At 62.7% G+C, this 26,782-nt stretch carries 19 protein-coding genes, 2 tRNA genes, 3 rRNA genes and 1 pseudogene; 17 read left to right on the top strand and 8 right to left on the bottom strand.

The genetic code is table 11. The features are described from left to right. A pseudogene (locus CKJ84_RS12520) lies at positions 1 to 281 on the bottom strand (hypothetical protein); the annotation flags it as partial. A gap of 36 nt (positions 282 to 317) precedes the next feature. On the opposite strand from CKJ84_RS12520, the gene CKJ84_RS06940 reads away from it, so the two are divergent. The 9 genes from CKJ84_RS06940 to CKJ84_RS06980 all read left to right on the top strand — a co-directional run bounded on the left by CKJ84_RS06940 (position 318) and on the right by CKJ84_RS06980 (position 8,757). Beyond that, complete coding sequence (locus tag CKJ84_RS06940) at positions 318 to 1,052, top strand: IclR family transcriptional regulator (protein WP_095279011.1); 735 nt, start codon at positions 318 to 320, stop codon at positions 1,050 to 1,052. Between the two features lie 33 nt (positions 1,053 to 1,085). Beyond that, on the top strand, positions 1,086 to 2,633 hold the full coding sequence (gene hutH, locus CKJ84_RS06945) for a histidine ammonia-lyase (protein WP_095546439.1): 1,548 nt from the start codon (positions 1,086 to 1,088) through the stop codon (positions 2,631 to 2,633). 118 nt (positions 2,634 to 2,751) lie between these two features. Next, positions 2,752 to 3,414 (top strand): flavin reductase family protein, encoded by a 663-nt coding sequence (locus tag CKJ84_RS06950; protein ID WP_095546440.1) that lies wholly within the window; start codon positions 2,752 to 2,754, stop codon positions 3,412 to 3,414. Further along, positions 3,411 to 4,772 (top strand): MFS transporter, encoded by a 1,362-nt coding sequence (locus tag CKJ84_RS06955; protein ID WP_095546441.1) that lies wholly within the window; start codon positions 3,411 to 3,413, stop codon positions 4,770 to 4,772. The genes CKJ84_RS06950 and CKJ84_RS06955 overlap by 4 nt, the downstream gene beginning before the upstream one ends. A 128-nt stretch (positions 4,773 to 4,900) precedes the next feature. Beyond that, positions 4,901 to 6,595, top strand: a complete 1,695-nt coding sequence (hutU, locus tag CKJ84_RS06960; RefSeq protein WP_095546442.1) for a urocanate hydratase — start codon at positions 4,901 to 4,903, stop codon at positions 6,593 to 6,595. A 10-nt stretch (positions 6,596 to 6,605) separates the two neighbouring features. Continuing rightward, a complete protein-coding gene (gene hutI, locus CKJ84_RS06965) occupies positions 6,606 to 7,796 on the top strand; it encodes an imidazolonepropionase (protein ID WP_095546443.1) in 1,191 nt (396 codons plus the stop codon). 395 nt (positions 7,797 to 8,191) lie between these two features. After that, positions 8,192 to 8,265: transfer RNA gene (locus tag CKJ84_RS06970), tRNA-Asp, on the top strand. A 21-nt stretch (positions 8,266 to 8,286) separates the two neighbouring features. Further along, positions 8,287 to 8,359: transfer RNA gene (locus CKJ84_RS06975), tRNA-Phe, on the top strand. Positions 8,360 to 8,460: 101 nt separating this feature from the next. Beyond that, complete coding sequence (locus CKJ84_RS06980; RefSeq protein ID WP_095546444.1) at positions 8,461 to 8,757, top strand: GNAT family N-acetyltransferase; 297 nt, start codon at positions 8,461 to 8,463, stop codon at positions 8,755 to 8,757. A gap of 5 nt (positions 8,758 to 8,762) precedes the next feature. Here CKJ84_RS06980 and epsC read toward each other — a convergent pair whose 3' ends face one another. Both epsC and cysK read right to left on the bottom strand, forming a co-directional pair. After that, positions 8,763 to 9,350: a serine O-acetyltransferase EpsC gene (gene epsC / locus CKJ84_RS06985; protein ID WP_095279006.1), complete on the bottom strand. Its 588-nt coding sequence runs from the start codon at positions 9,348 to 9,350 to the stop codon at positions 8,763 to 8,765. A gap of 100 nt (positions 9,351 to 9,450) precedes the next feature. Then, positions 9,451 to 10,386 (bottom strand): cysteine synthase A, encoded by a 936-nt coding sequence (cysK, locus tag CKJ84_RS06990; protein WP_095546610.1) that lies wholly within the window; start codon positions 10,384 to 10,386, stop codon positions 9,451 to 9,453. Positions 10,387 to 10,697: 311 nt separating this feature from the next. On the opposite strand from cysK, the gene ramA reads away from it, so the two are divergent. The 5 genes from ramA to rrf all read left to right on the top strand — a co-directional run bounded on the left by ramA (position 10,698) and on the right by rrf (position 18,901). Next, the gene (gene ramA, locus CKJ84_RS06995) at positions 10,698 to 11,537 is read left to right on the top strand and encodes an acetate metabolism transcriptional regulator RamA (RefSeq protein WP_095279018.1); all 840 of its coding nucleotides are present in this window, start codon (positions 10,698 to 10,700) and stop codon (positions 11,535 to 11,537) included. Between the two features lie 54 nt (positions 11,538 to 11,591). Next, a complete protein-coding gene (gene murA / locus CKJ84_RS07000) occupies positions 11,592 to 12,848 on the top strand; it encodes a UDP-N-acetylglucosamine 1-carboxyvinyltransferase (RefSeq protein WP_095546445.1) in 1,257 nt (418 codons plus the stop codon). Positions 12,849 to 13,501: 653 nt separating this feature from the next. Next, positions 13,502 to 15,017: ribosomal RNA gene (locus tag CKJ84_RS07005) — 16S ribosomal RNA — on the top strand. 522 nt (positions 15,018 to 15,539) lie between these two features. Next, positions 15,540 to 18,610: ribosomal RNA gene (locus tag CKJ84_RS07010) — 23S ribosomal RNA — on the top strand. 173 nt (positions 18,611 to 18,783) lie between these two features. Beyond that, positions 18,784 to 18,901: ribosomal RNA gene (rrf, locus tag CKJ84_RS07015) — 5S ribosomal RNA — on the top strand. Together the 16S, 23S and 5S rRNA genes form the textbook arrangement of a ribosomal RNA operon. 936 nt (positions 18,902 to 19,837) lie before the next feature. On the opposite strand, the gene CKJ84_RS07020 is transcribed toward rrf, so the two are convergent. Genes CKJ84_RS07020 through CKJ84_RS07030 form a run of 3 tightly spaced genes read right to left on the bottom strand, consistent with a single transcriptional unit; the run spans position 19,838 to position 21,980 of the window. Continuing rightward, positions 19,838 to 20,191: a CrcB family protein gene (locus tag CKJ84_RS07020; protein ID WP_095546446.1), complete on the bottom strand. Its 354-nt coding sequence runs from the start codon at positions 20,189 to 20,191 to the stop codon at positions 19,838 to 19,840. A 2-nt stretch (positions 20,192 to 20,193) separates the two neighbouring features. Continuing rightward, positions 20,194 to 20,541 (bottom strand): CrcB family protein, encoded by a 348-nt coding sequence (locus CKJ84_RS07025; protein WP_095546447.1) that lies wholly within the window; start codon positions 20,539 to 20,541, stop codon positions 20,194 to 20,196. 20 nt (positions 20,542 to 20,561) lie between these two features. After that, positions 20,562 to 21,980 carry a sodium:alanine symporter family protein gene (locus tag CKJ84_RS07030; RefSeq protein WP_095546448.1) on the bottom strand — a complete coding sequence of 473 codons (1,419 nt, stop codon included), beginning with the start codon at positions 21,978 to 21,980 and terminating at the stop codon, positions 20,562 to 20,564. Positions 21,981 to 22,188: 208 nt separating this feature from the next. Between CKJ84_RS07030 and pgm the strand changes: the two genes are divergently transcribed. After that, on the top strand, positions 22,189 to 23,847 hold the full coding sequence (pgm, locus tag CKJ84_RS07035; RefSeq protein ID WP_095546449.1) for a phosphoglucomutase (alpha-D-glucose-1,6-bisphosphate-dependent): 1,659 nt from the start codon (positions 22,189 to 22,191) through the stop codon (positions 23,845 to 23,847). Between the two features lie 111 nt (positions 23,848 to 23,958). Here the strand turns inward: pgm and CKJ84_RS07040 are convergent, their stop codons facing one another. Further along, a complete protein-coding gene (locus CKJ84_RS07040) occupies positions 23,959 to 24,636 on the bottom strand; it encodes a DUF3800 domain-containing protein (protein WP_095546450.1) in 678 nt (225 codons plus the stop codon). A gap of 27 nt (positions 24,637 to 24,663) precedes the next feature. Continuing rightward, positions 24,664 to 25,260, bottom strand: coding sequence for a bifunctional 2-polyprenyl-6-hydroxyphenol methylase/3-demethylubiquinol 3-O-methyltransferase UbiG (locus CKJ84_RS07045; protein ID WP_095546451.1), 597 nt, complete (start codon positions 25,258 to 25,260; stop codon positions 24,664 to 24,666). Between the two features lie 88 nt (positions 25,261 to 25,348). On the opposite strand from CKJ84_RS07045, the gene CKJ84_RS07050 reads away from it, so the two are divergent. Together CKJ84_RS07050 and CKJ84_RS07055 are read left to right on the top strand one after the other, a co-directional pair. Next, positions 25,349 to 25,852, top strand: a complete 504-nt coding sequence (locus tag CKJ84_RS07050) for a MauE/DoxX family redox-associated membrane protein (RefSeq protein ID WP_255396027.1) — start codon at positions 25,349 to 25,351, stop codon at positions 25,850 to 25,852. Positions 25,853 to 25,966: 114 nt separating this feature from the next. Then, entirely contained in the window at positions 25,967 to 26,731 is a 765-nt protein-coding gene (locus CKJ84_RS07055; protein ID WP_095546453.1) for a thioredoxin domain-containing protein, read from the top strand. Positions 26,732 to 26,782 lie beyond the last annotated feature (51 nt).

A 26,782-nucleotide genomic window follows, 5' to 3' on the forward strand; every position in this document is an offset into this window, starting at 1 on the left:
TGCGACCGGGGCGCGACGGGAGTACCGGGGCCGCCGGCGAGCCGGGGGGTGCCGCCGAGGCCCCGGGCGCTCGGCGGCGCGCGGCGCGGTTCCGCAGGCGGGATGAGCAGGGCGGGCGGGTGGGTGTGGGCGGGGAGCGGAACGGGGTGGCCGGGGACGGCGGTGGGGCCGGAGGCGGTGTCGATGGTGCTGTGCCAGCGCGCGTGCTCGGGGCCCGGGCCGTCGTTGCGGCCAGACCATTCGGATGCGGGGGAGAACAAAGGGGCGGTAACGGTATTCATGCCACCCGAGCCTAGCGCCGTTGCATACTAGGCGGGATGAATTCACCACAAGTCCCGGCCGCGCACAATGTCTTGCGCATCCTTGCTCTGCTGTCTGCCTCGGACGTGCCGCTTTCCGCCACCCGCATCCAGCGCGAGCTGGGTCTCCCGCGCTCGAGTACGTACCACCTGCTCCGCGAGCTGGAGGATTCCGGCTTTGTCGTCCATTTGAGCCAGGCGGGCACCTACGGGCTGGGGCTGGCCTCGTACCGCATGGCGCAGGCGTACACCACGCAGCAGCCGCTGGTGCGCCTGGCCACCGCGCCGCTCGCCCGGATTGCGGAGCTGGCCGGCGGGTCAGCGCACCTCACCAGGCTCGCCGGCGCCGAGACCGTCTACCTCCACGAGGTGCGCGCGCCGGGCGCCGCCTCGCTGGTCACGGAGGTCGGCGTGCGCCTGCCCACGCTCTCCACCGCCTCGGGGCGCATCATGCTTGCGCATCTGCCGGAGCCGGAGCTGCGCGCGGTGTTCAATGCTTCCGGGTCGCGCCGCAGCTTCCGCGAGTGCAAGGAGGAGCTGCACGCTTATCGACGCCAAGGGTGGGCCACAGAATCCCAAGATGTCTCCCGCGGGCAGGAGTCGGTCGCCGTGGCGGTGCTCGACCACCTCTCGCGCCCGGCGGCCGCGCTGGCGGTGACGTACCCGGTGGGCAGCGCCGACGAGCGGAAGCTGGTGTCCGCGCTGGGCGACGCCGCCGCGCACCTGCGCGCACGCTTCTTCGGGAAGTTATGAGATCGGACACATTCATGGTCTATTATCGCGCCCATGACAGATATGCAGACAGTTTCAGTAGGAATCGGCGCGCTGACCATCGAGGACGTCGTCGCCGTCGCTCGCCACGGCGCTGAGGTGGCCATCGACCCGGCCGCGCTCGAAGAAATCGCCACCACCCGCACCCGTATCGACGAACTCGCCGCAGACCCCACCCCCGTCTACGGCGTTTCCACCGGCTTCGGTGCGCTTGCCACTCGCCACATCCCCGAGGAGCTGCGCGCCCAGCTGCAGGTCTCGCTCGTGCGCTCCCACGCCGCCGGCTCGGGCCCCGAGGTCGAGGAAGAGGTCATCCGCGCGCTCATGCTGCTGCGCCTCTCCACCCTGTGCACGGGCCGCACCGGCGTTCGCCCCATCGTTGCAGAGACGTACGCGGCGGCGCTGAACGCGGGCATCACCCCGGTCGTGCGCGAGTACGGCTCGCTCGGCTGCTCTGGCGACCTCGCGCCGCTGGCCCACTGCGCGCTTGCCCTGCTGGGGGAGGGCGAGGTCCGCGTGCGGGGCGGCGAGGTCGTACCGGCGGCGGACGCGCTGTCCCAGGCGGGGATTGAGCCGCTCGTCCTGCGCGAGAAGGAGGGCCTGGCACTCATCAACGGCACCGACGGCATGCTCGGCATGCTGTGCCTGGCCATCGCGGACCTGCGCGAAGCTGCCAAGGTGTCCGACATCGCTACCGCCATGACCGTGGAGGGGCTCACCGGCACGCTCACCGTATTCGACGACGACCTTCAGCAGCTGCGCCCGCACCCGGGGCAGGCCGACGCCGCCTACAACATCCGCACCGTGGCTGCAGACTCGCCGATCTTGGCGGCGGCGCGCGAGGAGTTCAAGGCCACCCGCGTGCAGGACGCGTACTCCGTGCGCTGCACGCCGCAGGTTGCCGGCGGCTTGCGCGACACGCTCGCGCACGTCACCAACGTGGCGAACCGGGAGCTCGCCTCCGCCATCGACAACCCGGTGGTGACCAAGGACGGCCGAGTGTCCTCCAACGGCAACTTCCACGGCGCGCCGGTGGCCTACGCGTTGGACTTCTTGGCCATTGTGGTCGCCGACTTGGCGTCGATTAGCGAGCGCCGCTCCGACCGCTTCCTTGACCCGGCCCGCAACCGCGGGCTCAACGCCTTCCTCGCCGATGACCCTGGCGTGGACTCCGGCCACATGATCGCGCAATACACGCAGGCGGGCATTGTCAGCGAGCTCAAGCGCAACGCCACACCCGCTTCCGCCGACTCGATCCCGTCGTCCGCGATGCAGGAGGACCACGTGTCCATGGGTTGGGCCGCGGGGCGCAAGCTGCGCCGCAGTGTCGACGGGCTGCAGCGTGTGCTGGCCGTGGAGATCCTCACCGCCGCGCGCGCTCTGGACATGCGCGAGGGCGAGCCGGCCGCCGGCACCGCGGCAGCAATTGGGGCGCTTCGTGCGCTTGTCGACGCCCCCGCGACCGACCGTTTCCTCGCCCCGGAGATGGAGCATTCCGTGCAGCTGGTGAAGGGCGGTGACTACGTGGCGGCCGTGGAAGCCGTGGTCGGCGAGCTGCGGTAGGGGCTCGGGTGTCTCGCATACGAGACAAGACGTGATGCAAGTCCCGCCGAGAGTAACGGACCCCTCATTACCCTACTTGGTGTAAGTCGTATCACACCAAGAGTGAAAGAGGGAAACGATGAAGTGGCACCCGCAGAGCGAGAAGAACCCGCTGCCGTACTCTCCGTTTAAGTCCAGCACCATCCCGCGCCCGATCGGGTGGCTTTCCAGCGTGGGCACCGACGGGCGCGAAAACATTGCCCCATACAGCCAGTGGCAGAACCTCACGTTTGACCCGCCGATGGTGATGTTTTCCGCGAACCAGTACCCGGATGGACGACGCAAGGACACGGTGCTCAACGCTGAGGAGACGGGGTGGTTCGTGTGGAACATGGCCACCTACGACCTCCGTGAGGCTGTGAACCTCTCCGCGATGGCGCTTGGCCCTGACGAAAGCGAATGGGACCACCTTGAGGGGCATGGCGTGACCAAGGTGTACGCAGACAACCACCACATTCCGATGGTGGCTGAAAGTCCGATCAAATTTGAGTGCAAGTACAAGACCACCCTGCGCGTTCCCGGCAACTCTCCGGTTGGCACGATCGACATCGTCGTTGCAGACGTCATGACGATTCACATCAACGAGGATTTCCTCGGAGACGACGGAAAGCTTGACGTGCTGAAGATGAAGCCGATCGCGCGCATGGGGTACTTCGACTACACGGTAGTCACCGAAAAGTTCGAGATGCGGGTACCCGGCTCCGATTCTGATGCTCAAGCGGGATTGGAGGGGTCTGCATGACGCAGCCCTCCGCGGAACGACCGGGGGAACCGCTTATCCGACCTGGTAGTGCGACGTCGTACGGCCCGCGCTCGGAGCGGGAAGACGCGGCAGGCGGGTCGCTGAGTAAGCGTGTCCGCGACATGGTGGTGGCCAATTTTGGCAACGTGCTCGAGTGGTACGACTGGAATATCTACACCATCTTCGCCCCATATTTTGCGGTGCAGTTTTTTAATCACGACAACCCCACGTCGGCACTGCTCAGCACACTCGCTGTCTTTGCGGTCGGCTTTGTGGCGCGTCCGGTCGGCGGGTACATCTTCGGTGCATACGCCGACAAGGTTGGGCGTAAGCAATCCCTCGTGGTGGCGATGATGATCACGGCAGGGGGCTCGCTGGTCATTGGCCTTTCGCCGACGTTCGATTCGGTCGGGATTCTGGCATCGATCATTCTGGTCACCGCCCGACTGGTGCAGGGCCTCGCTCACGGTGGCGAGATGGGGACCGCAGTGACGTATCTGGTGGAGCGGGCTCCGCGCAAGCGGCGCGCGTTCTTCGGATCCAGTTCATGGTTTAGCGTGGTGCTGGGCACCATGGTGGCGACGCTGACGGGGCTGATCATCAACGCCATCTTGACGGATGACCAGGTCTCCGCGTGGGGCTGGCGAATCCCATTCATTGTCGGTGGCATTCTGGGGCTTTACGCGTTGTGGCTCCGGCGCGGGCTGCAAGAAACGGAAGCGTTCGAAGCGGGCCAAGAATCGGGTTCTGAGAACGAGGAGTCCACGGTTGGCGATTCGATCTTCAGTCACTGGCGCGGCCTGGCGACGATTTTCTTCGTCTCCGCTGGAGGATCTCTGTTCTTCTATACGTGGTCGATCTACATGCCAACGCATGTGCAAGTGGTGCATGGACAATCTGCGAACAGTGCGCTCGGTGCGAGTTTGCTCGCGGAGTTCCTCTTCCTGTTGGCTATCCCGATTATGGGCATCCTTGGCGACAAGGTTGGGCGACGTCCGATGGTGCTTATCTCCGGCGTGTTGTTCCTGGTGATTACCGTCCCGGTGTACAGGTTCCTCGATGGCACGTTTATCACCCAGTTCCTGGGGCAAACGATGGCCCTGCTCGCGTTGTCCTTGTTGTTCGGGGTGAACGGCGCGATCTGGACCGAGTCGCTTCCAACCAGATTCAGGGCGAAGGGCGTGGCAACAACCCTCTCGCTTGCTACTGCGATCTTCGGCGGCACCGCACCGTATCTCAACGCATGGCTCGGTGAGCAAGGAAGCCCCCAGGTGTTTCAGTACTACCTCGTGTTGATGGCGGTGGTGCTGGTTGCTACCGGTTTCTTTATGCGGGAAACAAAGGGCGTCGAACTGTAAGGGCGCGGACCCCCACCGCGGGTGTCTCGCATACGAGACACCCCACCGTATATCACCCTTTTGTCCTCTTGTGATGACCGTTACTCTCATTACCGTAAGTCGGTTGGACAACACGAAAGGACATTTCCATGGCGAAGAACTGGTCTGAAGGCGCGCGCGAGGTCCGTGCCCCGCGAGGCACTGACATCACCGCGAAGTCTTGGCAGACTGAGGCCCCGCTGCGTATGCTGCAGAACAACCTCGACCCAGAGGTTGCGGAGCGCCCGGACGACCTCGTCGTCTATGGCGGCACCGGCCGCGCCGCGCGCAGCTGGGAGGCGTTCGACGCGATTGTGGAAACCCTGAAGGACCTCGAGTCCGACGAGACCCTGCTGGTGCAGTCCGGCAAGCCGGTCGGCGTGTGGAAGACCAACGAGTGGGCCCCGCGCGTGCTCATTGCCAATTCCAACCTGGTCGGAGACTGGGCGAACTGGGAGCACTTCCGCAAGCTCGAGGACGAGGGCCTGATGATGTACGGCCAGATGACGGCCGGTTCCTGGATCTACATTGCCACCCAGGGCATCCTGCAGGGCACCTACGAGACGTTCGCGGCAGTGGCGAAGAAGCGTTTCGACGGCACCCTCGCCGGCACCCTCACGCTGACCGGCGGCTGCGGCGGTATGGGCGGGGCGCAGCCGCTGTCCGTCACCCTTAACGGCGGCGCCTGCCTCATCGTGGACGTCGACGAGGCCCGCCTGAAGCGCCGCCAGGGCAAGCGCTACCTCGACGAGGTCACGACTGACCTCGAAGAGGCCATCAAGCTGGTCACCGAGGCGAAGGAGGAGAAGCGCGCCCTGTCCGTCGGCCTGGTGGGCAACGCCGCCGAGATCTTCCCGGAGATGCTGCGCCGCCACCGCGCGGGCGAGCTGACCGTGGACATCGTGACGGACCAGACCTCCGCCCACGACCCGCTGTCCTACCTGCCCACTGAGATCCCGTTTGAGAGCTGGAACGCCGAGGCGGACGAGGACCCGACCACCTTCACCAAGAAGGCTCGCGAGGCCATGGCCACGCAGGTCCAGGCGATGGTGGAGTTCCAGGACGAGGGTGCCGAGGTGTTCGACTACGGCAACTCCATCCGCGACGAGGCGCGCAAGGCCGGCTACACCCGCGCCTTCGAGTTCCCGGGCTTCGTCCCGGCGTACATCCGCCCGCTGTTCTGCGAGGGCCTCGGCCCGTTCCGCTGGGTCGCGCTGTCGGGCGACCCGGAGGACATCAAGGTCACCGACCAGGCCATCAAGGAGGCTTTCCCGGACAACGAGCACCTGCACCGCTGGCTCGACGCGGCCGAGGAATACGTCGAGTTCGAGGGCCTGCCGGCGCGCATCTGCTGGCTGGGCTACGGTGAGCGCGCCAAAGCCGGCGTGATCTTTAACAACCTGGTTAAGGAGGGCAAGGTCAAGGCGCCGATCGTCATCGGCCGCGACCACCTGGACTCCGGCTCTGTGGCCTCCCCGTACCGCGAGACCGAGTCCATGCTCGACGGCACTGACGCCGTTGCTGACTGGCCGCTGCTCAACGCCATGACCGCGGTCTCCGGCGGCGCGACCTGGGTGTCCATCCACCACGGCGGCGGCGTGGGCATGGGCCGCTCGATCCACACCGGCCAGGTCACCGTCGCCGACGGCACTGAGCTCGCCGAGGCGAAGCTCAAGGCCGTGCTGACCAACGACCCGGGCATGGGCGTGATCCGCCACGTGGACGCCGGCTACTCCCGTGCCAACGAGGTGGCCAAGGAGCGCGGCGTGCGCATCCCCATGGAGTTCCACGCGCGCGACAAGTAGAAAGGAACCCATGAGCACCCTTATCACCGGAATTTCAGAGCTCCGCACCGTCTCAGAGCTCGGGACCATCAAAGACGCCGCATTGCTTATCGACGATGGCGTGGTCGCCTGGGCCGGCCCCGCCGACGAAGCCCCGGCGGAGGCGAACAACGCCGAAACCGTGGACGTGGGCAACCGCGCCGTCCTGCCCGGCTGGGTGGACTCGCACACGCACATGGTCTTCGACGGCAACCGCGCCGAGGAGTTCGAGGCCCGCATGGCCGGCGAGTCCTACGCCGCCGGCGGCATCGCAGTGACCATGGAGGCCACCCGCTCCGCTGGCGAGGAGCGCCTGGACCAGCTGGTGGCCGAGCGCGTTGCGGCCGCCCACGCGCTGGGCACCACCACCTTCGAGACCAAGACCGGCTACGGCCTCAACGTCGAGTCCGAGGCGGAGGCCGCGCGCGTGGCCTCGCGCCACGTCGACGAGGTCACCTTCCTCGGCGCCCACCTCGTGCCGCCGGGGGAGGAGGCCGACGAGTATCTCGAGCAGGTCGTCGGCCCGATGCTGGAGGCGGTGAAGGACCATGTGCAGTGGATCGACGTCTTCTGCGAGCGCGGAGCGTTCGACGAGGCGCAGTCCCGCCGCGTCCTCGAGGCCGGCAAGGCCGCGGGCCTGGGCGTGCGCGTCCACGGCAACCAGCTCGGTGAGGGCCCCGGCGTGAAGCTCGCCGTAGAGATGGGCGCGGCCAGCGTTGACCACGTCAATTACCTTTCCGACGAGGACATCCAGCTCCTCGCCGGCTCCGACACCGTCGCCACGCTGCTGCCGGCCTGTGACCTGTCCACGCGCGAGGAACTTGCTCCGGGCCGAGCGCTTCTCGACGCCGGCGCCACCGTCGCCATCGCCTCAAACCTCAACCCGGGCACGTCCTTCACCTCCTCGATGAACTTCTGCGTGACCACCGCGGTCCTGCAGCAGCGCCTCACCCTCGACGAGGCCATCGAGGCAGCCACCACCGGCGGCGCGAAGGCGCTGTGGCGTCACGACGTCGGTGGCGGCAAGGACCCGCAGGGCCGCCCCGCGAAGGGCACGCTCGCGCCGGGCGCGGCGGCGGACCTGCACATCCTGGACGCCGACAACGCCATCAACCTGGCGTACCGGCCCGGCATGCCGATCACCTGGCAGACCTGGGTCGCCGGGAAGAAGGTGTACGGGTAGGGGCGGCTCGCGTGGGCGTCGATAAGCATCTGCGACGGCCACACTCCACGGTGCGAACCACCAAGTAGCTGCGGCAGACGCCCACGACGCCATCGTCGTCGATCACAACCTGGCCCTGGTTTCCCGTGCCGAATGCGTCATCGACCTCGGCCCAGGCGCCGGCTCTGCTGGTGGCAAGGTGGTGGCTGCGGGAACGGTGCGGGAGCTCGTCGACAAGCATGCGCACACCGGGTCCGAGACCGGGCGGTACCTCGCAATGCAGGAGTCCTAGCGCGCCGCCCGGAAATGGGGTATGCGCAGGCGATTTGCTTGCTCGCACGGGGTCTGTGTAATGTATCAACTCGTGCGAGCGACAGTGCAACACACTGAAGGAATCGCACAGACAACACAATAATGGCCCTGTGGCGCAGTTGGTTAGCGCGCCGCCCTGTCACGGCGGAGGTCGCGGGTTCAAGTCCCGTCAGGGTCGCTGAACTGCCTGAGCAGTTCTGGCTAGATAGCTCAGTCGGTAGAGCACACGCCTGAAAAGTGTGGGGTCGCCAGTTCGATCCTGGCTCTAGCCACACCCCAGCCCCTCCACATTGTGGAGGGGCTTCGTGCTTTCGGTAGGCTGGGCCACCGATTGAGCGAACACTCTCTGACGGACTTCTCAGAAGGAGCGATCATGCCCGAGACTTCACAAGCAAACGTGGAACTGTCCAAGAATGAGGACAAGAGTCAGTACGAGATCCACGTGGACGGCGAGCTCGCCGGTTTTGCCACCTACAAGGACAGCGGCTCGGCGCGCGAGTTGCCGCACACCGTCGTGGACCCGAAGTTTCGCGGCGAGGGCCTGTCCAAGCCGCTGATCAAGTTCGCGCTTGATGATGCCCGCGGGGACAACCTCAGCGTTGTCCCGTCCTGCCCGGCGGTCGCCCGCTACATCGTGCAGAACCCGGAGTACAAGGACCTGGTGGAGTAAGCGCCCTAGATGACGTACTGACCGTTGTCGAAGTAGCTGTCCGGGTCCACCAGGCGCCGCAGCTCCGTATCCTTGCGCTCGCGCGCCTTCGCTGGGATGCCCACGGCAATCGAGTTCTCGGGGATGTCTTTGGTCACCACGGCGTTCGCGCCGACGGCCGAGTTCGCCCCGATCGTGACAGGACCGAGCACCTTCGCGCCCGCGCCAATGGTGACGTTGTCTCCAATCGTCGGGTGCCGCTTCGTCTGCGTCAGCACCTGCCCGCCCAGGGTGACGCCGTGGTAGAGCATGACGCCGTCGCCGATCTCGGCGGTCTCGCCGATGACAATGCCCATCCCGTGATCGATGAAGAATCGGCGGCCAATGGTCGCGCCCGGGTGGATCTCAATCCCGGTAAAGAAGCGGTTGGCCTGCGCGAGGATGCGCGCCGCGCCCTTCCATTCCCGCTCCCACATCCAGTGGCAGATGCGGTGGACCCAGATCGCGTGCAGCCCGGAATACACCACCGCGTTTTCCAGATCGCCGCGCGCTGCGGGGTCGTGCTCCCTGGCGTTGGCCAGGTCTTCTCTCATGCGGGAAATTACGCTCAGCATGACGGGTAGTCTACCTACTCTTTTCGGACAAGCGCGCAAATAAAAAAGCACCACGGGGTGGTGCTTTTCGACGCCGCGCAGTCCGCGGCCAACGCCTCCGCTAGTCGCGGATGTCCTCGAAGAGGATGGTGGAGACGTAGCGCTCGCCGAAGTCCGGGATGATGACCACGATGGTCTTGCCCTCGTTCTCCGGGCGCTCGGCCAGCTCGAGTGCGGCCTTCACATTCGCGCCGGCGGAGATACCGGCGAGGACGGCGTCCTCGCGAGCCAGCTCGCGAGAGGTGGACACGGCGTCCTCGTTGGAGACGGCGATGATCTCGTCGATCTGGTTGCGGTCAAAGGTGCCCGGGATGAAGTTGGCGCCCAGGCCCTGGATCTTGTGCGGGCCGGCCTCGCCGGTGGACAGCAGCGGGGACGCAGCGGGCTCGACGGCCACGTTCTTCACGTCCGGCTTCTGCTCCTTGAGATACTTGCCGGCACCGGAGATGGTGCCGCCGGTGCCCACACCCGCGACGAGGATGTCGACCTCGCCGTCGGTGTCGTTCCAGATCTCCGGGCCGGTGGTGGCGTAGTGGATGGCCGGGTTGGCCTCGTTCTCAAACTGGCGAGCCAGGATCGCGCCTTCATCATTAGCCACGATCTCGTCGGCCTTCTCCACGGCACCCTTCATGCCGGCTGCGCCCGGGGTGAGGACGATCTCTGCGCCGAACGCGCGCAGGACCACGCGACGTTCAATGGACATGGTCTCCGGCATGGTCAGGATGACCTTGTAACCCTTGGCCGCGCCAGCCAGTGCGAGGGCGATACCGGTGTTGCCGGAGGTTGCCTCGACGATGGTGCCGCCCGGCTTCAGGTCGCCTGACTTCTCAGCGGCCTCGATGATGGCCTTACCAATGCGGTCCTTGACCGAGTTTGCCGGGTTGTAGAACTCCAGCTTGGCCAGCACGCGGGCCTTGGAATCCTTGGACACACCGTGCAGTTCAACCAGCGGGGTGTTGCCGATGAGCTCGAGGACGTTGTTGGCGATCTTTGCCATGGTGATCAGCTCCTTGCTGTTCATATCCAAATCCGTTGTGCGGCCAACTATACACGGATAAAACAGACTATGTAGTCTCACCGGAGTAGACTGAACAGTCTGGTTGGTGCGGGGAGGGGGGCGCGGGGGCGTCGATAAGCGAAGGCCCACCGCCCCCAAAAACCACACCCGCGCGTGTAAATACAGCGGGAGGGGTGAACTTTGGCTACCCCCAAAGTCGCGTTATGATGGTTGGGATTCAACGTCAAGTTCAACTCGCGGGTGGCCCCGTGGGGACACTCAGATGGGTGGAAGGCTCAACAGCAATGACCATGGACGCACAGCGGATCAAGGACGATGACGACGCGATTCGGGCAGCCCTGACGGCGCTGAAGACGGCGACCGGCATCCCCGTTGCCATGTACGGCACGCTGCTGCCGGACAACAGGCTGCAGATCACCCAGTGGATCGGGCTGCGCACTCCCGCGCTGCAGGACCTCGTGCTGGACAACGGCTCCGGTGTCGGCGGTCGCGTGGTGAGTACGCGGCGCGCAGTTGGCGTCTCGGACTACACGCGTGCGGCGGTCATTTCGCACGAGTACGATAAGCAGATTCAGGACGAGGGGCTGCACTCCGTCGTCGCTGTCCCGGTCATCGTGCTGCGCGATATTCGCGGTGTCCTCTATGTTGGCGTCCACTCGCCGGTGCGGCTGGGGGAGAAGGTGATCGAGGAGGTCGCGATGACGGCGCGCACCCTCGAACAGGAGCTGGCCGTGAACGCCGCGCTCCGCAATGCCGACGGTGGCAAGGGAACGGCCAAGGTGGGGCGCGTGATGAACGGCGCGGAGTGGGAGCAGATCCGCTCCACGCACTCCAAGCTGCGCATGCTGGCCAACCGGGTCGACGACGACGCGCTCCGCAAGGAGCTCGAGCAGCTGTGTGACCAAATGGTCTCGCCCGTCCGCGTCAAGCAGTCGACCAAGCTCTCGGCCCGCGAGCTGGACGTACTGTCCTGCGTAGCGCTCGGCCACACCAACGTCGAGGCGGCAGAGGAAATGGGCATCGGCGCCGAGACCGTCAAGTCCTACCTGCGCAGCGTGATGCGCAAACTCGGCGCGCACACCCGCTACGAGGCGGTCAACGCCGCGCGCCGCATCGGTGCCTTGCCGTAACGCTTTTTGCTTATCGACGCCACGCCGCACCCCGAGTTGAGTACAGTAGGCCCCGTGAAAGAGCGATTTCTTGTAACAGGCGGTAACCGACTCGAAGGCGTGGTCAAGGTCGACGGCGCGAAAAACAGTGTGCTGAAGCTGATGGCTGCGGCACTCCTCGCGGAGGGCACGACGACGCTGCACAACTGCCCCGAAATCCTCGACGTTCCGCTCATGCGCGACGTGCTCATCGGGCTCGGCTGTGACGTCGACATCGACGGCTCGACCGTCCGCATTACTACCCCGACCACCGTCTCTCCCCGCGCCGACTTCGACGCGGTACGCCAATTTCGCGCCTCCGTCGCCGTGCTCGGGCCGTTGGTGGCGCGCTGCCATGAGGCATACGTGGCGCTGCCGGGCGGCGACGCGATCGGTTCGCGACCCCTGGATATGCACCAATCTGGCCTGGAAAAGCTGGGTGCTACGACGCACATCGAGCACGGCGCGGTTGTCGCGCGCGCCGAGAAGCTCACGGGCGCGAAGATCAGTCTGGACTTCCCGTCTGTCGGCGCGACCGAGAACATCCTCACCGCGTCCGTCCTCGCGGAGGGGCAAACGGTGCTGGACAACGCCGCGCGCGAGCCCGAAGTCGTCGACCTCTGCGACATGCTGAACTCCATGGGCGCGAAGATCAGCGGCGCTGGCACCTCCACCATCACCATCGACGGTGTGGACGAGCTGCGTCCCACCGAGCACTCCGTGGTGGGCGACCGCATCGTGGCGGGTACCTGGGCATACGCGGCCGCGATCACCCGCGGCGACATCACTGTGACCGGTATTGCCCCGCGCCACCTGCACCTTGCGCTGTCCAAGCTCAAGCTCGCGGGCGCCAACGTGGAAACCTACGAAAACGGGTTCCGCGTCCGCATGGACCAGCGCCCCAAGGCGGTGGACTACCAAACCTTGCCGTTCCCCGGGTTCCCGACGGATCTGCAACCCATGGCCATCGCCATCAGCGCGATCGCCGAGGGCGTCACCGTGATCACGGAGAATGTGTTCGAGGCCCGCTTCCGTTTTGTTGACGAGATGCTTCGCCTGGGTGCCGACGCCAATGTCGACGGCCACCACGTGGTGATCAGGGGGGTGGAAAACCTCTCATCGACTGACGTGTGGTCCAGTGATATTCGGGCCGGCGCCGGACTCGTGCTCGCTGGCCTGGTCGCCGATGGACAGACGACCGTGCACGATGTCCACCACATTGACCGCGGATACCCCAAGTTTGTCGAGCAGATCAACGAGCTCGGCGGCAAGATCGAGCGTTCGCTTGCGTAAGCGCATTTAAGTGACACCTTTAACGTGCGATTTAGGCCCCATACGCTGGGGATTTGTGTTGGCGTTTGGGTGTGTGTAACTTTATGTGAGTCAGCGAGACCGACAACGCCCCGCCAGACAGACTCCGCAAGGGAGTGGAGCTGGTGAGACGGCGGTCAGGAAAACGATCGCTGGCCGACATAAGAAAATATGGACTTCGGTCCGGTTGGGTCAAGGATTTGACTTTCGGATTGTGGTTTGTGTAGTGTCGACAAAGTCGCTTTTTACAGCTGCTGAGCAAAATGCTTGGTGGTGGGTAAATGTGCGTGTGTTGTTTGAGAACTCGATAGTGTGCCAATGTACTTTTGTTTGTGGATTGGTTGCGTGCCTGTGTTGTGCTGGCTGCACTTTTGGTGTGGTTGGTGTGTGCCGGTGGCGCTGCTTGTGAACCTCTAGTTGCAGGTGGGGTTTGCTGGTTATGGTGCGTGATTTGATTCGCGTTTTGTAACTATATTTTTTGTTGTGTCGGCCTGTTTTTGCCCCGTCGGGTTGGGTCGGCATGAGAAGGTAATTTGAGGATTTGCCAGTCCTGCACTGCATTTGGTTGTGGTGTGGGTTGGTTTGTTTTTGGTTAGGTTTGGGCTTTTCACGGCCTTTGTTTCTTGCTGAAACTTTTTGTGGAGAGTTTGATCCTGGCTCAGGATGAACGCTGGCGGCGTGCTTAACACATGCAAGTCGAACGGAAAGGCCCTGCTTGCAGGGTACTCGAGTGGCGAACGGGTGAGTAACACGTGGGTGATCTGCCCTGTACTTTGGGATAAGCCTGGGAAACTGGGTCTAATACCGAATATGACCACTTCTTGGATGGGGTGGTGGAAAGCTTTTGCGGTATGGGATGAGCTCGCGGCCTATCAGCTTGTTGGTGGGGTAATGGCCTACCAAGGCGTCGACGGGTAGCCGGCCTGAGAGGGTGTACGGCCACATTGGGACTGAGATACGGCCCAGACTCCTACGGGAGGCAGCAGTGGGGAATATTGCACAATGGGCGCAAGCCTGATGCAGCGACGCCGCGTGGGGGATGACGGCCTTCGGGTTGTAAACTCCTTTCGCAACCGACGAAGCTTTTGTGACGGTAGGTTGAGAAGAAGCACCGGCTAACTACGTGCCAGCGGCCGAGGAATACGTCGAGTTCGAGCGTTGTCCGGAATTACTGGGCGTAAAGAGCTCGTAGGTGGTTTGTCGCGTCGTTTGTGGAATACCGCAGCTTAACTGCGGGGTTGCAGGCGATACGGGCATAACTTGAGTGCTGTAGGGGAGACTGGAATTCCTGGTGTAGCGGTGGAATGCGCAGATATCAGGAGGAACACCGATGGCGAAGGCAGGTCTCTGGGCAGTAACTGACGCTGAGGAGCGAAAGCATGGGGAGCGAACAGGATTAGATACCCTGGTAGTCCATGCCGTAAACGGTGGGCGCTAGGTGTGAGTCCCTTCCACGGGGTTCGTGCCGTAGCTAACGCATTAAGCGCCCCGCCTGGGGAGTACGGCCGCAAGGCTAAAACTCAAAGGAATTGACGGGGGCCCGCACAAGCGGCGGAGCATGTGGATTAATTCGATGCAACGCGAAGAACCTTACCTGGGCTTGACATACACTGGATCGGGCTAGAGATAGTCTTTCCCTTTGTGGCTGGTGTACAGGTGGTGCATGGTTGTCGTCAGCTCGTGTCGTGAGATGTTGGGTTAAGTCCCGCAACGAGCGCAACCCTTGTCTTATGTTGCCAGCATTTGGTTGGGGACTCATGAGAGACTGCCGGGGTGAACTCGGAGGAAGGTGGGGATGACGTCAAATCATCATGCCCCTTATGTCCAGGGCTTCACACATGCTACAATGGTCGGTACAACGCGTGTGCGATCCTGTGAGGGTGTGCTAATCGCTGAAAGCCGGTCGTAGTTCGGATTGGGGTCTGCAACTCGACCCCATGAAGTCGGAGTCGCTAGTAATCGCAGATCAGCAACGCTGCGGTGAATACGTTCCCGGGCCTTGTACACACCGCCCGTCACGTCATGAAAGTTGGTAACACCCGAAGCCCATGGCCCAAACTTGTTAGGGAGTGGTCGAAGGTGGGATCGGCGATTGGGACGAAGTCGTAACAAGGTAGCCGTACCGGAAGGTGCGGCTGGATCACCTCCTTTCTAAGGAGCTTTTTATTGTTGTGCCCACGGTTGTGGGTTGGTGGTTGATGTCGCCTAAGGTGTGACTGCCACGTATTTGTTTTGTATAAATTCCGGGTGGATGCGCACCGGCAGGGTTGGATGCTTCTGCTTTGTGTGGCGCGGGTGTGTGACCAAGTGTTCCGCAAACATGGTTTTGGGTATGTTGGCATGCTGTTGGGTGTCTGGGGCAGCACATGGCCTGCGCACGACGTTTATGTTGTGTGTGGTTGTGGTTGTCTTGTTGGCCTGCACGTGAATGATCACTGCGCTGTTTGTGGTGTGTGGTTGTTGTGGTGTGGGTGTGTTGTGTGAGAACTGTATAGTGGACGCGAGCATCTTTCTTCTTTGCCGCATCCTTGTGCGCATGTTTGTGTGTGCTTGGGGTGTGGTGTTGTGAAGGATTTTTTGTTTTGTAAGTTTGCAAGACTGTTTTTGTGTTTTGTGTATCTGAGCATGCGCCGCCCGTTGTGTGGTGGTGTGTGTTTGTGTGTGTTGGATAATTGTTTGGTTATTCAGGGCGTACGGTGGATGCCTTGGCATGCTGAGCCGATGAAGGACGTGTGAGGCTGCGTTATGCCTCGGGGAGTTGTCAACAAAGCGTTGATCCGAGGATGTCCGAATGGGGGAACCCAGCACCGGTTGTGTGGTGTTACCTGCAGATGAATGCATAGTCTGTGTGGAGGTTGACGCGGGGAAGTGAAACATCTCAGTACCCGTAGGAGAAGAAAACAATTGTGATTCTGCTAGTAGCGGCGAGCGAACGTGGATGAGGCTAAACCATGTGCGTGTGATACCTGGCAGGGGTTGCGTGTGTGGTGTTGTGGGGTGCAGTGTTTCTGGGCTGCTGACCAGGAGCGTGCGCGTGCGTGTTAGCGGAAGCATCTGGGATGGTGCGCCGGAGTGGGTGAGAGTCCTGTACGTGAAGGCGTGTGCGTGTGTGTTGTTGTTGCCCCGAGTAGCAGCGGGCTCGTGGAATCTGCTGTGAATCTGCCGGGACCACCCGGTAAGCCTAAATACTCAGTGTGACCGATAGTGGATAGTACCGTGAGGGAATGGTGAAAAGTACCCCGGGAGGGGAGTGAAAGAGTTCCTGAAACCGTGCGCTTACAATCCGTCAGAGCACTTCTTGTGTGTGATGGCGTGCCTTTTGAAGAATGAGCCTGCGAGTCAGCGGCATGTCGCGAGGTTAACCCGTTAGGGGTAGTCGTAGCGAAAGCGAATCCTCATTGGGTGTTGTTAGTGGCATGTCCTGGACCCGAAGCGGGGTGATCTACCCATGGCCAGTGTGAAGCAGCTGTAAGAGGTTGTGGAGGCGCGAACCCACGTAGGTTGAAAACTGCGGGGATGAGTTGTGGGTAGGGGTGAAAGGCCAATCAAACTCCGTGATAGCTGGTTCTCCCCGAAATGCATTTAGGTGCAGCGTTGTATGAGCTTGCCGGAGGTAGAGCTACTGGTTGGTTGAGCGGGACTATCATCTTAGCAACATCAGCCAAACTCCGAATGCCGGTGTAAGTGTTGTACAGCAGTGAGACTGTGGGGGATAAGCTTCATAGTCGAGAGGGAAACAGCCCAGATCGCCGGTTAAGGCCCCTAAGGGTGTACTAAGTGGAAAAGGATGTGGGATCGCGAAGACAGCCAGGAGGTTGGCTTAGAAGCAGCCATCCTTGAAAGAGTGCGTAATAGCTCACTGGTCGAGTGGTTCCGCGCCGACAATGTAGTGGGGCTCAAGTACACCGCCGAAGCCGCGGCAACAATGTTTTGTTGGGTAGGGGAGCGTCGTGCATGGTGTGAAGCAGTACCGTGAGGGGTTGTGGACTGTGTGCGAGTGAGAATGCAGGCATGAGTAACGAGTGTAAGGTGAGAATCCTTACCGCTGGATGACTAAGGGTTCCTGGGTCAAGTTCGTCTTCCCAGGGTGAGTCGGGTCCTAAGGCGAGGCCGACAGGCGTAGTCGATGGTCAACGGGTTGATATTCCCGTACCCGTGTGTGTGCGTCAAGTGATGAAGCGGTGATACTAACCACCCTGATCGCTGGCCATGGGGTAACTTTGTTGCCCTGGGTTGGTGTGATGCGTGGGGCCTGAGTCGTTGTAGTCAAGTGATGGGGTGACGCAGTGTGGTAGCCAAGCCACTTATTGGATTGTGGTGTAAGCGTGTGGCACGACGGTGTGTGAAATGCCATCGTTTTTGTGTGTGAGGCGTGATGCGTAGCCCTTTTTTGGGTGATGTTGGTGATCCTGTGCTGTCGAGAAAAGCCTCTAGCGAGTGTGCATACGGCCCGTACCCGAAACCGACACAGGTGGTCAGGTAGAGAATACTAAAGCGGTCGGGTGAACTGTGGTTAAGGAATTCGGCAAAATTCCCCCGTAACTTCGGGAGAAGGGGGACCTGTGCTGGTAGCTGCATTGTCGTGTGGTGTGCTGGTGTGGGTCGCAGAGAAGAGAGGGGAGCGACTGTTTATCAAAAACACAGGTCCGTGCGAAGACGGTTAAGTTGATGTATACGGACTGACGCCTGCCCGGTGCTGGAAGGTTACGAGGACCTGTTAGATCTTTTTTGGGTCGAAGCGGAGAATTTAAGCCCCAGTAAACGGCGGTGGTAACTATAACCATCCTAAGGTAGCGAAATTCCTTGTCGGGTAAGTTCCGACCTGCACGAATGGCGTAACGACTCCCCTGCTGTCTCAACCACAGGCCCGGTGAAATTGCAGTACGAGTAAAGATGCTCGTTTCGCGCGGCAGGACGAAAAGACCCCGGGACCTTCACTATAGCTTGGTATTGGCATTCGGTGCGGTTTGTGTAGGATAGGTGGGAGACTGTGAAGCATTGACGCTAGTTGGTGTGGAGTCGTTGTTGAAATACCACTCTGACCGTAGTGGATATCTAACCTTGGCCCATGATCTGGGTTGGGGACAGTGCCTGGTGGGTAGTTTAACTGGGGCGGTTGCCTCCCAAAATGTAACGGAGGCGCCCAAAGGTTCCCTCAGCCTGGTTGGCAATCAGGTGTTTAGAGTGTAAGTGCACAAGGGAGCTTGACTGTGAGACTTACAAGTCGAGCAGGGACGAAAGTCGGGACTAGTGATCCGGCACCTACTTGTGGATGTGGTGTCGCTCAACGGATAAAAGGTACCCCGGGGATAACAGGCTGATCTTCCCCAAGAGTCCATATCGACGGGATGGTTTGGCACCTCGATGTCGGCTCGTCGCATCCTGGGGCTGGAGTAGGTCCCAAGGGTTGGGCTGTTCGCCCATTAAAGCGGCACGCGAGCTGGGTTCAGAACGTCGTGAGACAGTTCGGTCTCTATCCGCCGCGCGCGTTGAAACTTGAAGAAGGCTGTCCCTAGTACGAGAGGACCGGGACGGACGTACCTCTGGTGTGCCAGTTGTTCCGCCAGGAGCATTGCTGGTTGGCTACGTACGGGAGGGATAACCGCTGAAAGCATCTAAGCGGGAAGCCTGTTTTGAGATGAGGTTTCTTAGGCGCCCAGGAGATGACTGGGTTGATAGGCCAGATCTGGAAGCATCGTAAGGTGTGGAGGTGACTGGTACTAATCCGCCGTTGATCAAACACTTTTGCACACACGTGGATACACTTGTGGTGTTGTAGGTTTGCGAAACGATTTGTTTGCGTCCACTATGCAGTGCTGGCACAGCACACTGTTGGCTAACTGTTCATATTGTTGAATATTTTGACTGTCGCATCACCAACCGTTGGTGGTTGGTGGCTGGCATGCCCCGTGGGTGTGTCGGTGGTTGATGGCGGCGGGGAAACGCCCGGTCCCATTCCGAACCCGGAAGCTAAGCCCGCCCGCGCTGATGGTACTGCACTCGGGAGGGTGTGGGAGAGTAGGTTACCGCCGACCCAATAACTATAAATAATTGAATACTGTTTGTGCGCCCCGGCCCCGGGGGTGGTGGGATCATGTGTTGATCCGCACCGCCCTTTGTGGCCGGGGCGCTTCTTCGTGTGTGCGTAGCAGGGTGGGGGGAGCCTGGCCCGCCGAGACGCGTAACCTGCCACCGGGGAGTAGCCGTTGTCAGCTGCCGACTGTGACGGGCATCAATGGCGGGGGCTCGGCCGACCCACGAGGCGCGTGTGCTTGGTGCTAGCTCCATTTTTACCGTCCGGCCAACCGCGATCAGGTGATTTACTGGCGGATCCGCGCAGTTGGAGCTAGCTCCATCTGCGGCCACCAGACGGATGCGACCAGGGTATTTACCGGCGCCACCGTCCAAATGGAGCTAGCTCCATATAACGCAGCCCGCGCCGAAGTCTCACAACCATCGCAGACCAAGCTGTGGCCGTGCCGGGGGCTTTACTCTGCCACCGCAGAGCAAATGGGGAGCGTGGACCGCCGTGGTGCCTACGCTGTCGCCGCAGAGCGCAACCCGGTTGAACACCCGGGCAAAGGCTACACGGTTATCCTCACCGCATGATCGCCTGGCGTTGCTGTTGCTACCGGGGTTCACGCGTGCTGGCGCACCGCCCAACCCCGCGTGCAGTCAGTAGGGCGGCTATTTGACGAGGTCTCCGTGACGAAGATGCGAGACGAGGGACGTGAATTCGTCACCCCCTTCTCGTCCAACACACAGCTGCCATCAAACACATGGTCTTCTCGTCAAACACCCGACACCACACCCCACCGAAACACCGAGCCAGACGAAGGCCACCCCGAGCGGGCAACCACACCGGCGGCGCCCACCCCATCCACCCCGCCATAGCAAGGTCGACCGCCCTACCGAGCAGCCGTGGAGTTAGGAACCCGACGGCCCCGCGTCACGTCGAGGAGGGCGCAGTCCTACCCGAATGCGAGAGCACCCCAGCGGAGCCCGAAACCGGCGGCGACGAGGCTCAGCACTGCCGTCGCTAAGGCGTAGCGCACCAGCTCGCTCCAATTCCGATCACGGATGAGCTGACCGAGCTCCTTGGCCAGGGTGGACCAGGTGGACAAGGCGCCGGCGAAGCCGGTGCCGATGGCCATCGCGACCAAGCCACCGTGGCCGGAGACGAAGCCGAGGATGGAGCAAGCGACCATATTCGCGGCCCACGTACCAACTCGAGGTGCGGGGATACGCGCTAGCGCCCACCGGGAAACGCCGCCGGCGAAGGCTCCCGCGAAGATGGCAACCGTGGTCCAGATCAGCAAAGCCATGTTCAGGGCCTTGCCTGTGTGCGGTAGGGGTGGGGGGACGTGGCGTCGGCAAGCAACCAAGCTCCGACGCAGACGATGAAACTCACCGCGATGATGCCGAGAGCCCAGATCGCGCTGGACGTGGCTGCGGCGACCGTCATCGCGGAAAAGGTGGTGAAGCCGCCGAGGGCACCGGTGCCAAGGAACGGTCCGGGCTTGAAGTAGCCCATGGCGAAGGATCCGGCGGCGTTGATGCCCAGCGTGGCAAGGGCAGCGGAGCCTGGGATGACGGCGACAAGGGCGGCGCGCAAAAGCGCCCCCAGTGCGGCGCCGAGGCCGACGAGGAGCGCTTCATTGAGTGGACCCTGCATGCCGCCAGCCTAGCAGGCGGCTAGTGCCAATCCAAGCGTTGCTGCTGGACGAAGCGGGCGACGTCGTCAGGCGACTTCTTGAGCTTGGGGTCGAACCTGAGGTATTCGCGGGTCTCGCGGGCGACGAGCCCAGAGAGGATGAGTAGGCCGATGAGGTTCGGGATGGCCATGAGCCCGTTGGCGAGGTCGGAGAAGGTCCACGCGAGTTCGAGCTCGGAGGTCGCGCCGACGAACGAGAGCGCGGTGAAGAACATGCGGTAGGGCACGCTGATCCACTGGCCAAACAGCGCCACGATGGAGCGCTCGCCGTAGTAGGACCAGCCCAAGATGGTGGAGAACGCGAAGAAGATGAGGGAGATCGAGACGATCGTCCCTCCCCAGTGGCCGGGAAGCCCCTCGGCGAAGCCGGCCGCGGTCATCACGGCTGCCTCGTCGCGCCCCATCTGCCAAGTGCCGGAGGTGACGATGACCAGGCCGGTGATGGTGACAACGATGATGGTGTCAATGAACGTCTGGGTCATGGACACGAGGCCCTGACGCACGGGGTGCTCCGTCTTCGCGGCGGCGGCCGCGATGGCGGCGGAACCCATGCCCGACTCGTTGGAAAAGATGCCGCGAGCCACGCCGAACTGGATGGCCAGCATGATCCCGGAGCCGACGAAACCGCCAGCGGCAGCGGAGCCGGAGAACGCCCCGGTGAAAATCGCGCTCAGCGCCGCCGGGATCTGGTCGGCCATGGTGATGAGCACCGCGATACCGCCAACCACGTAAATGACGATCATCAGCGGCACGAACGCGGCCGTCATCTTGCCAATGCCCTCGATGCCGCCGAGGACGGCGGCGCCCACGCAGAGGAAGATGAGGATGCCGGAGACGACCGGGTCGACGCCAAACGCGTCCTCCATGCCGGCGGCAATCGAGTTGCCCTGGGCCAGGTTGCCGATGCCAAACGACGCGAAAATGGTAAACAGCATGAATGCCGCGGCGAGCACTTTGCCCAGGCCACCGGGAATCCCGCGGCGCAGATAGGTCTGGGGTCCGCCCTGCTGTTTGCCGTGCTTGTCGGTCGTGCGGAAGCGAACGCCCAGGTAGGCCTCGCTGTACTTGGTGGCCATGCCGACGAGTCCGGTCACCCAGATCCAGAACAGCGACCCCGGACCGCCGATGGACAGCGCGGTGGCAACGCCAACGATGTTGCCCGTGCCCACGGTCGCGGCGAGCGCCGTGGTGAGTGCCTGGTAGTTGGAGATGTCGCCGGCGCCCTCGCTGCTCGTATCAATAAACGCATGGCGCGTGGCGCGCCCGAGCGTGCGGAACTGGATGCCGCCGAGCCGGATGGTGAGGTATAGGCCGGTGCCGAGCAGCAGCGGCATGAGGACGAAGGGCCCCCAGACGACGGTGGACACCGCGCTGAGGACGTCATTCAACGATGAGGTCATAACTCCACGTTTCGGGCAGGAATTGAGGATAGGCTCACGCCGCAGTCGCGCTGCCGTGCGCAATGCGAACGGAACTTTGGACGTCAGAATAACCTGTCGAGTGATAAAAATACGAATCCTGGCAGAAATCGGTTGGAGCATGGAAGATGGGGGTGAGCAGGGGGCGTCGAGAAGCGGCGCGCCTGACGGAGACACAAGGAGCACGCACATGGCACACGAACGCGCTGGTCAACTCGCCCAGCCCGGAGACCTGATCGACATCGCCGCGCTAGTCACGGCCTATTACACGCGCGACATCGACGCGGAGGATCCTGACCAGCAGGTGAGCTTCGGCACCTCCGGGCACCGCGGGTCCGCGCTGGACAACGCGTTCAACGAGCCGCACATCCTGGCCACCACGCAGGCCATCGTGGATTACCGCCGCGCCAACTCCATCGGCGGCCCCGTCTACATCGGCCGCGACACTCACGCGCTCTCCGAGCCAGCGATGGTCACCGCGCTCGAGGTCCTCATTGCCAACGAGGTGCCAGTGCTTGTCGACGCCGCGGGGCGCTACACCCCCACCCCCGCAGTCTCGCACGCGATTCTGGCGCACAATGCCAAGCTCACCGGCGGCGTGACCGGCACGGACCCGCAGCGCGCGGACGGCATCGTGATCACGCCCTCGCACAACCCGCCGCGCGACGGCGGCTTCAAGTACAACCCGCCCAGCGGCGGCCCTGCTGGTGCGGACGCCACAGACTGGATCGCCGAGCGCGCCAACCAGTACCTCGCCCGCGGCCTGGAGGGTGTGCGCCGAGTCAACGTCACCGGCGTGCTGGATGACCGCGCCGAACGCTTCGACTTCCTGGGCAACTACGTCGACGATCTGCCGAATGTGGTGGACATCGACGCAATCCGCGGCTCCGGACTGAGCATCGGCGCGGACCCGATGGGCGGCGCGTCGGTGGACTACTGGGGCGCAATCGCCGAGCGTCACGGCCTGAACATGCAGGTAGTCAACCCGAACGTGGACGCCACCTGGCGGTTCATGACGCTGGATACCGACGGCAAGATCCGCATGGACTGCTCCAGCCCGAACTCCATGGCGTCGCTCGTGCACAACCGCGATAAATACGGCATCGCTACCGGCAACGACGCGGACGCGGACCGCCACGGCATTGTTACCCCAGACGCCGGGCTGATGAACCCGAACCACTACCTGGCCGTGGCGATCGAGTACCTGTTCAGCCACCGCGACGGCTGGGCCGATGGCACCGCAGTGGGGAAGACGCTCGTGTCATCCTCCATGATCGACCGCGTTGTGGAGTCGCTTGGCCGCACGCTCGTCGAGGTCCCCGTCGGCTTCAAGTGGTTCGTGCCCGGGCTTATCGACGGGCAGATCGGCTTCGGCGGCGAAGAGTCCGCCGGCGCCTCCTTCCTGCGCAAAGACGGCACGGTCTGGTCCACCGACAAGGACGGCCTGATCATGGACCTGCTCGCCGCCGAGATTACGGCCGTGACCGGCAAGACCCCGTCGCAGCGCTACGCCGAGCTGGCCGAGCAATTCGGCGCGCCCGCATATGCGCGTATCGACGCCCCCGCGAACCGCGAGCAGAAAGCCACCCTCAAGGCGCTCTCGCCGGAGCAAGTCAGCGCGACCGAGCTCGCCGGCGAGCCGATCACCGCGAAGCTCACCGAGGCCCCCGGCAACGGCGCAGCCATCGGCGGGCTCAAAGTGACCACGGAAAACGCCTGGTTTGCCGCCCGCCCGTCGGGCACCGAGGACAAGTACAAGATCTACGCGGAGTCCTTCAAGGGCGAGGACCACCTCAAGCAGGTGCAGGAGGCGGCGAAGGCCGTTGTCGCCGACGTGCTGGGGGAGTAGGGGCTACACAGGGGTTGCCGTAGTCGAAGCTGCGCGACTAAGCTGTGGGTGAAACCGGCGATAAGTCCTCCAGGGGAGGACTTCCCACCTTCACAGGCGGGATAGCCGGTTTCAGTGATTTTCAGGCCGGCCCCAGGGGGTAAATAGCGTGGAGAGCGTTGGTTTAATACAAGGCTCGAACCATGTACATTTCTTGCCCTCGAGATGACGCTGAACTGCCCAAAGACCGTAATCCGCCACCTGGAGACCCCAAGAGGATTGCGCAGTCCATACGCAAAGTGTGATGTTTCTGTTGATCTGGTCGCAGACCTCTGCTACCGATTCGGACGCAGCTTTCCGTATCTGTTTGGTGCCAAATTCTGCGACGACGACGTAGAGCTCATCGTCTGGCCGGGATACCTGTAGGGCGACTTTCTTAAGATGAAGAAACCACGCCATTTTGTAGAGTCGCAATGGTCCGTCGGCTTTGACGTATGGATATGCGTTCGCTTTGTATAAAAAAGTCGTGTCGAAACGTGGCGCTTGGCTCTTGATAAGTGAAAACATTTCGTTTCGAGTCTTGGCGGAATCGTCGACAGCGTGGAAACCCCTTGCGAGAGATATGCCTTCCTTGGAGCGACTCGCCCTGAGATGAAGGCCTTCGATGAGATCATCTCCGTGACGCGCCGTATCGAAGGTAGCTGTCCCGAAGCCGAAATACGTTGACGCGCCACCGCCTTTCGGGTTTGGGGAGCCTTTGTAGTCAAGGTTTCCAGTTTCGTCTGCGTAGAGGTATATGCGTCGAGACATTGAAGAAAATTGTGTAATGGTGCAGGGCTACTGTCCAGATGCTGGGCGCGCGAGCTGGGCAACCAGGAACGCCGAGTCCTGGGTGAACGGCTGGAGGTCCCAGCTCTCGTAGCAGTACTGGACCGCGAAGCCGACTTCCTTGGCGGTGGCGAGGAAGTCGTCGAAGCTCCAGCCGCGGCCCGCGCCGAAGCCGACGAAGAGGCGGCCGCCGGGGCGCAGGGTGCGGAAGATGTTTTCCAGCGCCGGCGCTCGGCCGGCGGGGTCGAGGAAGCCCATCACGTTGCCGGCACACACGGCGACGTCGATGTCGCGGGCGGGGATCTCGTCCTCGGAGAGGTCGCCGACCAGCCAGGTGGCGTCGGGGAAGTCCTCCTTCGCGTGGCCGATGAGGATCGGGTCGAGGTCGGTGCCAATCACCTCATGTCCGCGCTGGGCGAGGTAGCCGCCGACGCGGCCGGTGCCGCAGCCTGCGTCGAGGATGCGTGCGTGGCGGGGCACGGTGGCGTCGATAAGCCTGGCCTCGCCGTCGATGTCTTTGCCTTGGGCGACGAATGCTTTCCATCGCTGTGCATAATTTTCGGAGTGGGCGGGATTTGCGGTGGTGATGTCTTTCCAGGTAGGCATGGTGCCGAGTATAGGCGAGTCACAGATCACACCATTAATCGGAGTGGAGGCTTCCCGCGGTATGCAGCGCTGCGCTACGCTGCTGGTTGTGACGACAATAGATGCAACGGACGCGCCCGAAAAGCAGGTGGAGGCGAAGCGCAGCACGCGCGCGCTCGTGCTCGACGTGCTCTCGGCGGCGGCTCGCTTTTTCATGGCCTACGTGTGGATTAAGGCGGCGATCCCGAAAATCGGCGCTGTGCTGGACGTGACGCAAACCATCGCCGCGTACGAGATTTTTACACGCGACTGGTCCTACCTACTCGCGCACATCATCGGTCCCCTCGAACTCGCGGGCGGGCTCCTCCTGCTCCTGGGGATCAAGCTGCGCCCCGCGGGCTGGGTCTCCATCGGCGTGCTGAGCCTGTTTATCATCGGTATGCTTTCCGCGTGGCAACGCGGCCTGATCATTGACTGCGGCTGCTTCGACCCCAACACTGAGGGCACCGAGGGGACAAACCTCCTGGCCACCGTGGGGCGCGACGTTATCTACATCGCGATCACGCTGTTCATGATCTATCGCCCGTTCAAGAAATTCGCCATCTACCCCTAGGGCCAGGTCGTGCCGTATAATCCGCGGGGTAGAGCGGCGCTTATCGACGCTACCGAAACCCGCGTGGCAGCGCCGACCGGCCACAACCGCTTCTGATATTGAGGAGAACCTACATTGACCACTCGTAAGGTCCAGAACCCGAACGCGAAGGGTGGCGCCGGCTTCATTTGGGCCATCGTCGCCGTCATTGCGATCGCCGCGATTGTGATTGGCATCATCGTCTTCAACGGTAAGAAGGACCGCAAGGACGCGATTGCCGAGGACATGATTGACACGACCGGTATCACCTCCACCTGGGAGGAAGGCTCCGACGTGATCCACCTCGCCGCCGAGGGTGCGGAGGACGCTCCGGAGGCTGACCTGTTCGAAGACTTCTCCTGCTCCCACTGTGCCGAGCTGGAGGAAGCGACGGGCGACCAGGCGCTCGAGGCGCTGAAGGCAGGCGAGATCCAGATTGAGCTGCGCCCAATGGTGGCGTTGGACGGCCGTGGCGACGCGTACTCGCCGGATCACTCCACCCGCACCCTGGCGGCGGAGCTGGCACTGTTCGCGCACAACGACACGAACGCCGCGCTCAACCTGCGCTACTACCTGTTTGGGAACCAGCAGGACGTGTACAAGAAGCTCGAGGCTGAAGACTTGGCCAAGCTGGCCGAGGACTACGGCGCATCCGGGGATGCCGTGCAGGAGATTCGCGACGGCAAGTACATGGACACCGCGAAGGAGGTCTCCGACGCGAACATTAAGCTGCAGGAGGACCGCACCAAGGACGTCCCGGCCGACCAGCAGGGCGCTTGGTCCCCGCGCGTGATGGTCGACGGCAAGGACATTGAGGGCGACCGCGACGCTTGGGTGGAGACCCTGAAGAACAGCAAGTAGTCCTTGCTCACCCAGCCCGGCCCCGCCGGGTGGAGTTGCCAGAATTCGCGC

This window comes from Corynebacterium sp. NML 120412, assembly GCF_002285155.1.
In the GTDB taxonomy this organism is placed as follows: Bacteria; Actinomycetota; Actinomycetes; order Mycobacteriales; family Mycobacteriaceae; genus Corynebacterium; species Corynebacterium gottingense.